Source organism: Frankia tisae, assembly GCF_025403405.1.
Taxonomy (GTDB): domain Bacteria; phylum Actinomycetota; class Actinomycetes; order Frankiales; family Frankiaceae; genus Frankia; species Frankia tisai.
Map to the genome: position 1 here is coordinate 1 of NZ_JANEZT010000745.1, position 919 is coordinate 919.

The following is a 919-nucleotide window of genomic DNA, read 5'->3' on the forward strand; positions in this document are numbered from 1 at the left end:
GGGGCAGTTCAGTCCCCATCGACTCCCCGGGACGTGTTCCGGGCGGCGCAACATTGCCCCGTTCCCCGCTTTGGCGGGGGGTCGCGGGGAGAAAACCCAGATAGGTCAGGGCCGCCCGAACCTCGGCGACGGCGGAACCTTGGTCTCCCAGCCGCAACAGCTTCACGAACGTGTACCTTTCAGCTTGCCTGCCCCCAACGTGTTCCCCGGCGGAACCCGGTGGTCGGGACCGCCGCGTCGACGAACTGTTTCCCGACTGCCGATTGCTGAATCTCAAGCCTAGGGCATGCCCGCGTGGTCCGACCGGCCGCGAGCGGGATCCTCCGCCATTGACCCTGCGTGACCGATCTGTCTGCGCTGTGATACGGCATCCCATCCTGGCGGCCGGCTTCGGGGCGAGGTGGGCTGAAAGCGAGCCGCAGCCGGCGGCGGGTCCCGGGATATGCCTACGGCCCGCCGGCAGGGACGCTCGGCGGGCCGTAGGCGGCGGCCGCTGCCGCGCCCACCCGCAAGGGTGAGCGCCGCGTGGCCGTCGGGGAGGATCAGGTGTCGCGGGGAAGGATCAGATGTAGGGCGAGAGGTCGCGCAGCAGGGCAGCCTTCGGCTTCGCGCCGACGATGCTCTTGTCCACCTCGCCCTTGACGAAGACCGCCATGGTCGGGATCGACATGATCTGGTAGTTCCGCGCCGTCTCCGGGTTCTCGTCGATGTTCAGCTTGACGATCCGCAGCTTCTCGCCGTGCTCCTTGGCGATCTCCTCGAGGACCGGCCCGACCATCTTGCACGGGCCGCACCACTCGGCCCAGAAGTCCACCAGGACCGGTACGTCGCTCTGTAGGACCTCGGCGGTGAAGGTGCTGTCGGTCACGGGGGTGGTGCCTGCCATGGCTGTTCTCCCTGCTGGATGCGGTGGTGGGGT

At 68.3% G+C, this 919-nt stretch carries 1 protein-coding gene; it reads right to left on the minus strand.

Features of this window, described 5'->3' with window-relative positions:
* Nucleotides 1–562: 562 nt before the first annotated feature.
* Nucleotides 563–886 (minus strand): thioredoxin, encoded by a 324-nt coding sequence (trxA, locus tag NBZ85_RS31460; protein WP_044885652.1) that lies wholly within the window; start codon nucleotides 884–886, stop codon nucleotides 563–565.
* Nucleotides 887–919: the final 33 nt, after the last annotated feature.